Source organism: Isoptericola hypogeus (assembly GCF_039531145.1).
In the GTDB taxonomy this organism is placed as follows: Bacteria; Actinomycetota; Actinomycetes; order Actinomycetales; family Cellulomonadaceae; genus Isoptericola; species Isoptericola hypogeus.
On sequence record NZ_BAAAPM010000003.1, the window covers coordinates 1,054,120 to 1,062,446 of the forward strand.

An 8,327-nucleotide genomic window follows, 5' to 3' on the forward strand; every position below is an offset into this window, starting at 1 on the left:
GCCGACGTCACGGAATAGGCGGGTCGCCTCGCCCGGTTGACCTGGGCGATGAACGCCACCGCCGCCACCGCGCCCACGAACCCCCGCCTGTCCGTCCTCGACCTCGTCCCGGTGCGCACCGGGCAGAGCAGCCCCCAGGCGCTCGCCGCGTCGCTCGCGCTGGTGCGCCGCGCCGACGAGCTCGGCTTCGAGCGGTACTGGTTCGCCGAGCACCACAACATGGCCGCCGTCGCGGCCTCCACGCCGCCGGTGATGATCGCCGCCGCGGCGGCCGTCACGGAGCGCATCCGCGTCGGGTCCGGCGGTGTCATGCTGCCCAACCACGCGCCGCTCGTCGTCGCGGAGCAGTTCGCCGCGCTCGAGGCGCTCGCGCCGGGCCGCGTGGACCTCGGCCTCGGCCGCGCGCCCGGCTCCGACCCCGTCGTGACAGCGCTGCTGCGCCAGTCCGGCCCGACGTCGGACGTCGAGCGGTTCCCGCAGCACGTGCGCGACATCCTCGCCCTCATGAGCCCCGACGGCGCGGCCCTGCGCCTCGGCGACGGCAACATCTACGACGTGCACGCCACGCCCGCGGCGGACGGCGCGCCGACCGTGTGGCTGCTCGGGTCCAGCGACTACTCGGCCCGCCTCGCCGCCGAGCTGGGCCTCCCCTACGTGTTCGCCAACCACTTCTCCGGGGCCGGCGTCGACCAGGTGCTCGCGCTGTACCGCGACGGCTACCGGCCGAGCGAGGCGCACCCGGAGCCGCAGACCTTCCTCACCGCGAACGTCGTCGTCGCCCCCACCGCCGCCGAGGCGCACGAGCGCGCGCTGCCGCAGCTGCGGTCGATGGCGCGGCTGCGCACGGGCAAGCCGATGGGGCGGGCGGAGACGGTCGAGCAGGCCGCCGCCGCACCCCTGGACACGATGGGAGAGCAGATGATCGCCGACATGCGCGCCCGCTGGATCGTCGGCGAGCCGCACCAGGCCGCGGCCCAGCTGCGCGACCTCGCCACCCGCCACGGCGCCGACGAGGTGATGGTCGTGCCGGTGGCAGGGTCGTACGACGCCGAGCCGCTGGACGCCACGCCCGGGCGCGTGCAGACGCTCGAGCTGCTGGCCGACGCGCTCGCCTGACGCTCCGACGAAAACGACGTGGCTGCCGCTGACGGGCCGGCCGCCGGCAGCCACGGTGTCGCCGACAGCTCATGACGGCCGCCAGGTTGGTCCCCCGTCCCCGAGCACCTCCGGCGAGCCAGTAGGAGGCCCACGCCGTGTCGTGCCGCCGCTCGATGGCGGACAGCCCGACGTTGCCGACCACGTCGCCGTCGGCGACGACCGCCCAGTTCCGGCGCGACGGGATCCTGCCAGCAGCGCACGATCGACCGCGTCATCCTCGTGCGGTGCGAGCGGATGGACTAACCTGACTTAGTCATTCTTGTTGGGGAGGCTCGGTGAAGACGGTCAACGTGCACGAGGCGAAGACACACCTGTCGAAGTTGCTCGCCGAGGTCGAGGCGGGCGGGGAGTTCACCATCGCCCGCGCAGGGAAGCCGGTGGCACGAGTCGTCAGCGTCGACGAGAAGTCGAAGCCGCGACGCCAGCTCGGGGCACTTCGTGGTCAGTTCACGATGCCCGACGACTTCGACCACTGGGCGCAGGACGAGATCATCGCAATGTTCGAGGGGTCGGACGACGACCAGTCGAGCTCGTCCCCGCGATGAGATACCTCCTCGACACGAACATCCTCCTGTGGACGCTCGGTTACCCGGAGCGGCTTCCGGACGCGGCCGCCGAGGTTCTCGCCGACCCGGAGGCCGAGATCTGGTTCAGCGCGGTCAACATCTGGGAGATCGGCCTCAAGGCGGCACGCGGCCGAGGCGACTTCGATCTCAACGCGCACCTGGCGAGGACGACGACGCTCCGACTGGGGTTCCTCGAACTGGCAGTCACCGGCGACCAGGCCGCCGCGGCGAGCGACCTGCCGCCCCTCCACAAGGACCCCTTCGACCGGCTCCTCGTCGCACAGGCGATCACCACGGGTTCGACGCTACTCACCAGCGACGCCCTGGTCGCCGCATACCGGGGCCCGATCCGGCACGTCCGATGACCGAGCCCACCCCGATCACCCGATCCGTCGCGGTGCTGCGCGCGGACAACCCCGGACCGATGACGCTGGACGGCACGCGCTCGTACGTCCTCCGCGCACCGGGCGCCCCCAGCGCCGTCGTCGTGGACCCGGGGCCGGACGACGAGCGTCACCTCGCCGCACTGGCTGCGGCCGGGCCCGTCGAGCTGGTGCTGATCACGCACCGGCACGCGGACCACACGGCCGGGTCGGCGCGACTGCACGCGCTGACGGGCGCGCCCGTCCGCGCCGTCGACCCGGCACACTGCCACGGAGGCGCTCCCCTGCGCCGCGGCGAGCGGATCTCGGCGGGCAGGGTGCGCGTGGACGTCGTCGCGACGCCGGGCCACACCGCGGACTCGGTGTGCTTCCTCGTCGCCGCGGAGGGCGAGCCGCACGTCGTGCTCACCGGCGACACCGTCCTCGGCCGCGGGACGACCGTGATCGCCGAGCCCGACGGGTCGCTCGGCGACTACCTGACCTCGCTGGACCGGCTCGAGGGTATGGCGGTCGCCCTCTCACCGGCCCCAGGTGCGCCCGTGGCCGGGCTGCCCGCGCACGGCCCGGTCGTGGACGACCTCGCCGACCGGGTGCGCGCCTACCGCGCCCACCGGCTCGACCGCCTCGCACAGGTGCGCGCCGCGCTGGAGGCGCTCGGAGCGGCGCCCGCTATCGACGGCGCCCGGCGGCCCGGGGACGATCTCGTCGACCGGGTGACGGCGCTGGTGTACGCGGACGTCGACCCTTCCGTGCGGCGCGCCGCACGCCAGAGCGTGCGCGCCCAGCTGGAGTACCTGGCCCGGGCCGCCGGGCGTGACGCGGCGCGCGGTGTGGGTGGCGGGTCCTAGCGTGGTCCGTGCGCGCCGCGACGGCGCGCCGTCGACGAAGGGGTCAGCCATGGACTGGAAGATCGAGCTCATCCACGTGCCTGTCACGGACGTGGACCGGGCCAAGGAGTTCTACGAGCGAATCGGGTTCAACCCGGACCACGACCAGCAGGTCTCCGACGACGTCCGGTTCGTGCAGATGACCCCGCCCGGGTCCGCGTGCTCCATCGCGTTCGGCACCGGCGTCGGGGGCACGTTGGAGCCGGGGAAGCAGGACACCATTCAGGTCGTCGTGCCCGACGCGGACGAGGCGCTCGCGCACCTGCGGTCCGTCGGCGCCGAGGCTCAGGGGGTGGACGAGCAGCCCTGGGGACGGTTCGTCACGTTCGCCGACCCGGACGGCAACTCCTGGACCCTGCAGCAGCTGCCGGCATGGTCGGCGGGCGCCACTGGCTGAGAAACGCCGGTCGAGCCTGTCGAGACCATGCGTGGTCTGAACAGGCTCAACCTGCGATGGTCAGAGCCGCTTGCCGTAGCAGCGCTGCTGCTCCTCGTGCACGTGGTCGCCGTACTTCTCGATCGACTCGTAGCCGAGCGACTCGTAGAGCCCGATCGCCTCGGGCTGCGCGGTGCCGGTCTCCAGCACGAAGCGACGGAACCCCACCTGGCGTGCGGCGCGCTCCACCTCGGCCATCAGCCGCCGCGCCAGCCCGAGCCCCCGGCGCTCGGGGGCGACGTACAGGCGCTTGACCTCACCGGTCGCGGCGGGGTGCGCGGCGCCGCGCCCGCGGTTGTCGTCCCTCCCGGACACGTCCCGCACGGCGACGGTCGCCGCCGGCACGCCGTCGACGCGCGCCACCAGCGTGGTGACGATGGTGGTCGGGTCGATCGGCGGCGCGTCGTCCTCGCCGCCGTACCGGGCGTTCATCTCGGCCTCCTGCGCGGCGCGCAGGGCTGCGGCATCGGCGTCGTCCCATCCGACGGCGTCGACCGTCACGACCGGCGCGTCCCGTTCGTCGGCGGGCCGGGCGCTCGAGGACTCGTGCGTGACCGTGGTCATCGGCCGGTCCTCACGCGTGCACGAGGGCGGCGAGCACCGACGTGAAGAACGTCAGCCCGTCCGTCCCCGCGCGCGGCCCGGCCTGACCCGCGGGACCGAAGCCGGCCTCGACGGCGTGCTCGGGGTGCGGCATGAGACCGACGACGTTGCCGCGGTCGTTGGTGATGCCCGCGATGTCGCGGCGGGAGCCGTTCGGGTTCCATCCCGTGTAGCGGAAGACGACGCGCCCCTCGCCCTCGAGCTCGTCGAGGGTGCGCTCGTCGGCGACGAACTGGCCGTCCTGGTTCTTCAGCGGGATGGTGATCCGCTGGCCGGACGCGAACCGGTTCGTCCACGCGGTCGTCGTGTTCTCCACCGTGAGCACCTGCTCCCGGCACACGAAGTGCAGGTGGTCGTTCTTGACCATCGAGCCGGGCAGCAGGTGGGCCTCGGTGAGCACCTGGAATCCGTTGCAGATGCCCAGCACCGGCATGCCGCCCCTCGCGGCGTCCACGACGGCGTCCATCGCGGGCGCGAAGCGCGAGATCGCGCCGGCGCGCAGGTAGTCGCCGTACGAGAACCCGCCGGGCAGCACCACGGCGTCGACGCCGCGCAGGTCGCCGTCGGCGTGCCACAGGGACACCGGCTCGCCGCCGGCGAGGCGCACGGCGCGAGCCGCGTCACGGTCGTCCAGGGTGCCGGGGAAGGTGACGACCCCGACCCGGGCCGAGGCGAGGGTGCCGTCGGTCATCAGGCCACGCCCTCGGCGGTGATCGTCCCGGCGGCGTCGGTCGCGGCGTCCGCGACCCGCACGACGTCCTCGATGATCGGGTTCGACAGCAGCGTCTCCGCGGCCTGCTGGGCGGCGGCGAGCACCTCGGCGGTCACCTCGCCGTCGACCTCCAGCTCGAACCGCTTGCCCTGCCGGACGCCGGTGAACTGGGTGAAGCCGAGGCGGGGCAGCGCCCCGACGACGGCCTTGCCCTGGGGGTCCAGGATCTCGGGCTTGGGCATGACCTCGACGACGACGCGTCCCACGGGTGCTCCTCGAATCGTGACCGGGGGGTCAGGGCGGCCGCCGCTCCACCGATCCCGGCCCGGGCGGCGCCCGGGAGACCGGGTGCGCAAGGCGGGTGGGAGCACGACGGCGGGATTCCGTGGGCGAGTCTACCCGCCGACCCGGGGCAGCCGGACAGCCCTGGGTCGCACGGTCGGGGGCGGCGTCGACCAGGCCCGCGCGGCCCCGAGGGGCGGACGCCGGTTGGCGACCGTCCGTCACGTCGTGTTCTCGCCACCGTCACCGTCTGTTCGCCGGGGACCGCGGATGTCACTCTGATCCGGCATACCCGCCCGACCAGGAGAGCCTCATGCCTCGTGCTCCACGACCTTCGCGCCGGTTCACCGCCGTCACGTGCCTGACCGTCCTCGCCCTCGGCGGCGTCGGCACCGTACCGGCCGCGCTCGCCGCCCCCGGGCCCGGCGACGCCGAGGAGCTCCTCGCCTCGCTCGACGCCGACCAGCTCGCCGTCCTCGACCGGCTCTCGACCCTCCAGGTCAGCGGCCTCCAGGATCTCGACGACGACGTCCGCGCGAGCGACGAGCCCGTCGACGTCATCGTGTCCCTCACCCAGCCCCCGGCCACGACGGCACAGCTGCTCGCCGCCACGCAGGGCCAGACGCTGACGGACTCCGCCGCGCAGGACGCGGTCTCCGAGTCCCAGGAGTCGTTCGACGACGCGCTCGCCGAGGCCTTCCCGACGTCGCGCGACGCCCGCGAGGCGACGCCCCAGGTCGAGGAGACCTACACCGACGCCTTCAACGGCGTGAGCATGACGCTGCCCGGCACCGAGCTCGAGACGCTCGCCGGCATCGAGGGCGTCGCCGCCGTCTGGCCCGACGACGAGGTGCACGCCACCTCCGCGCCCGTTGCCGCCGCCGTGCCGGCCGCCACCGAGGACGACGACCAGGCCGCGATCGCCGCCGGGCTGGCGCGCCTGCACGACGAGGGCGTCACCGGTGAGGGCGTCACCGTCGGCGTCATCGACACGGGCATCGACTACCACCACCCGGACCTGGCCGACGTGTACGCGGGCGGGCGGGACCTGGTCGACGGCGACGACGACCCGATGGAGACCACGTACGCCGACTGGCAGGCCACCAACAGGCCCGAGACCTCCAACGGGTCGACGTACTACACGGAGCACGGCACCCACGTGGCCGGCATCATCGCCGGCCAGGGCGACACGGCGACCGAGCGTGCCGCGCACGGCGTCGCGCCCGACGCGAAGATCCGCGCCTACCGCGTGCTCGGCCCCTACGGCAGCGGCTCCACCTCCGCCGTGCTCGCCGGGATGGACGCCGCCCTGCAGGACGACGTCGACGTGGTGAACATGTCGTTGGGCGCCCCGTCGAACGACTCCCTCAGCCCCCAGGCCCTCGCCGCCGACCACCTCGTGCTGTCCGGCATCACGACCGTCATCGCGGCCGGCAACTCCGGGCCTGCCGAGTCCACCCTCGGCACCCCGGGCGCCGCCGCACTCCCGATCACCGTGGGCGCCAACGACACCCCGATGGAGCTCGGCCGCTACGCGGCCACCGTCGGGGGCACCACGGCCGAGGCACGCCTGCTCGCCCGCTCCTACGCCGACGTCGACGATGCGATCGACGGCACTCACGCCCTGGTCCCGGTCGGCCTCGGCCGCTCGGCGGACTACTCCGGCAAGGACGTGGCCGGCAAGGTCGCCGTCGTCCAGCGCGGCACGATCACGCTCAACGAGAAGGTCGAGCGCGCCGCCACCAAGGGCGCCGTGGCCGTCCTGCTCGTCAACAACGTGGCCGACGAGGGGCACGTCCCCAACTACCTGGGTGAGGCCGCGGGCTTCGTCCCGGCGTTCTCCGTGACCGCCGCCGACGGCGCCGCGATCGCCGACGCCCTCGCCGCCGACCCGACCGCGACGGTGACCCTCGCCGAGGACGGCACGTTCACGCTCGGCGGCGACCAGCTCGCGCCGTTCAGCTCGCGGGGCCCCGTGTACGGCACGGGCACCATCAAGCCCGAGGTCACCGCGCCCGGCGTGAGCGTCATGTCCTCGATCCCGGTCGACGTCGTCGACCCCGAGGGCCGCGACTACTCGATCGCGTACGCGCGCCTCAGCGGCACGTCGATGGCCAGCCCGTACGTGGCCGGCGTCGCCGCCCTGATGCTGCAGGACGACCCGAGGCGCACGCCGGCCGACGTCAAGGTCGCGCTGATGAACACTGCCGCCCCGCTCGAGGGCTCCGACGACGTCTTCGGCGTCGGCGCCGGGCAGGTCGACCCGTGGTCCGCCGTGCACGCGAGCGTCTCGGCGGCCGTGCGGGCCACCACGACGCAGGTCGACGCGGCCGGCGAGACCTCCACGCTGCGCCACGAGACGGGCGCGGTGGACTTCGGGACCCTGCCCGCCGGCAAGGCCGTCCTCGAGTCGGCCGTGGTCGAGGTCCAGGGGCACGCCAAGGGGATCACCCGCTACGACGTCTCCGTGGCGACGACCGGCTCCGGGCCGGACGCCGCCAAGAACCGGGTGCGCCTCTCGGTCCAGAAGTCCCTGACCCTGGCCGGCTCGGCGAAGCGGCGCCTCCCGGTGCTGCTGTCCGCTCCCGCGTCCGCCACGGCGGGCTCCTACCAGGGCGTCGTGACGCTCACCCCGCGCGACGCCGACCTGCCGACGCTGCGCCTGCCGTTCGGCGTCCGCCTCGCGACGACCGGCCTGGCCGAGCTCACGATGCCCAAGCCGGTGCTCTCCACGCACCAGGGCACGGGCGACGGGCTCGCGGCCGGCGGCCAGGGCCAGTTCGCCTTCCGCATGGCCGGCCAGCTCACCGAGCTCCGCATCTTCCTGGCCGACCAGAAGGGCAAGGACGTCGGGTACGTGGGCACCCTCCGCACCGTCGGGCTCGCCCCGGACGTGCTCTACGGGGCGTCGTTCACCGGCAGCTACTTCCCGCTCACGGGCGACAGGCGCAACCCCGTCTCCCCGAAGGCGCGCTGGGCCGCCGAGGGCGGCTACCGGTTCAAGGTGATCGGCGTCGACGCCTACGGGCGCACCTTCACCAAGAGCGAGCCGATCTACGTCGACACCACGGCGCCGACGTACGACGACGCCTTCGGCGCCTTCGACCCGACCACCCCGACCGTCGTCGAGCGCCCGGCCGACGCCATCTCCTACCCGCTGGACGGCGTCCTGACCGACCCGTCCGTGGCCGAGATCCGCGCGGCGGGGATCGACATCGACCAGAGCGACAACAAGCTGCAGTGGTCGATCTACAGCCCGGTCGCCCCCGAGAGGACCACGATGGCCGGCGCCGACGGCGC

9 protein-coding genes are annotated in these 8,327 nt (G+C 73.8%); 6 read left to right on the forward strand and 3 right to left on the reverse strand.

Annotation, left to right across the window (positions count from 1 at the left end):
* The first annotated feature begins 48 nt into the window (after positions 1 to 48).
* The 5 genes from ABD254_RS07000 (at position 49) to ABD254_RS07020 (ending at position 3,391) form a co-directional block, all read left to right on the forward strand.
* A complete protein-coding gene (locus tag ABD254_RS07000; RefSeq protein ID WP_344246966.1) occupies positions 49 to 1,116 on the forward strand; it encodes an LLM class flavin-dependent oxidoreductase in 1,068 nt (355 codons plus the stop codon).
* A gap of 317 nt (positions 1,117 to 1,433) precedes the next feature.
* On the forward strand, positions 1,434 to 1,703 hold the full coding sequence (locus ABD254_RS07005) for a type II toxin-antitoxin system Phd/YefM family antitoxin (RefSeq protein ID WP_344246968.1): 270 nt from the start codon (positions 1,434 to 1,436) through the stop codon (positions 1,701 to 1,703).
* Entirely contained in the window at positions 1,700 to 2,089 is a 390-nt protein-coding gene (locus ABD254_RS07010; protein ID WP_344246970.1) for a type II toxin-antitoxin system VapC family toxin, read from the forward strand. The genes ABD254_RS07005 and ABD254_RS07010 overlap by 4 nt, the downstream gene beginning before the upstream one ends.
* A complete protein-coding gene (locus tag ABD254_RS07015; protein ID WP_344246972.1) occupies positions 2,086 to 2,955 on the forward strand; it encodes an MBL fold metallo-hydrolase in 870 nt (289 codons plus the stop codon). The genes ABD254_RS07010 and ABD254_RS07015 overlap by 4 nt, the downstream gene beginning before the upstream one ends.
* Before the next feature lie 49 nt (positions 2,956 to 3,004).
* Positions 3,005 to 3,391, forward strand: a complete 387-nt coding sequence (locus ABD254_RS07020; protein ID WP_344246974.1) for a VOC family protein — start codon at positions 3,005 to 3,007, stop codon at positions 3,389 to 3,391.
* Between the two features lie 60 nt (positions 3,392 to 3,451).
* Here the strand turns inward: ABD254_RS07020 and ABD254_RS07025 are convergent, their stop codons facing one another.
* The 3 genes from ABD254_RS07025 to purS are packed head-to-tail and all read right to left on the reverse strand — an operon-like array spanning position 3,452 to position 5,011.
* Positions 3,452 to 3,994 carry a GNAT family N-acetyltransferase gene (locus ABD254_RS07025; RefSeq protein ID WP_344246976.1) on the reverse strand — a complete coding sequence of 181 codons (543 nt, stop codon included), beginning with the start codon at positions 3,992 to 3,994 and terminating at the stop codon, positions 3,452 to 3,454.
* A gap of 10 nt (positions 3,995 to 4,004) precedes the next feature.
* Positions 4,005 to 4,724 (reverse strand): phosphoribosylformylglycinamidine synthase subunit PurQ, encoded by a 720-nt coding sequence (purQ, locus tag ABD254_RS07030; protein WP_344246978.1) that lies wholly within the window; start codon positions 4,722 to 4,724, stop codon positions 4,005 to 4,007.
* On the reverse strand, positions 4,724 to 5,011 hold the full coding sequence (purS, locus tag ABD254_RS07035) for a phosphoribosylformylglycinamidine synthase subunit PurS (protein WP_344246980.1): 288 nt from the start codon (positions 5,009 to 5,011) through the stop codon (positions 4,724 to 4,726). Before purS ends, purQ begins: the two co-directional genes overlap by 1 nt.
* A 329-nt stretch (positions 5,012 to 5,340) precedes the next feature.
* Between purS and ABD254_RS07040 the strand changes: the two genes are divergently transcribed.
* Positions 5,341 to 8,327, forward strand: a 2,987-nt coding sequence (locus ABD254_RS07040) for a S8 family serine peptidase (protein ID WP_344246982.1), incomplete at its 3' end; no start/stop codon positions are given.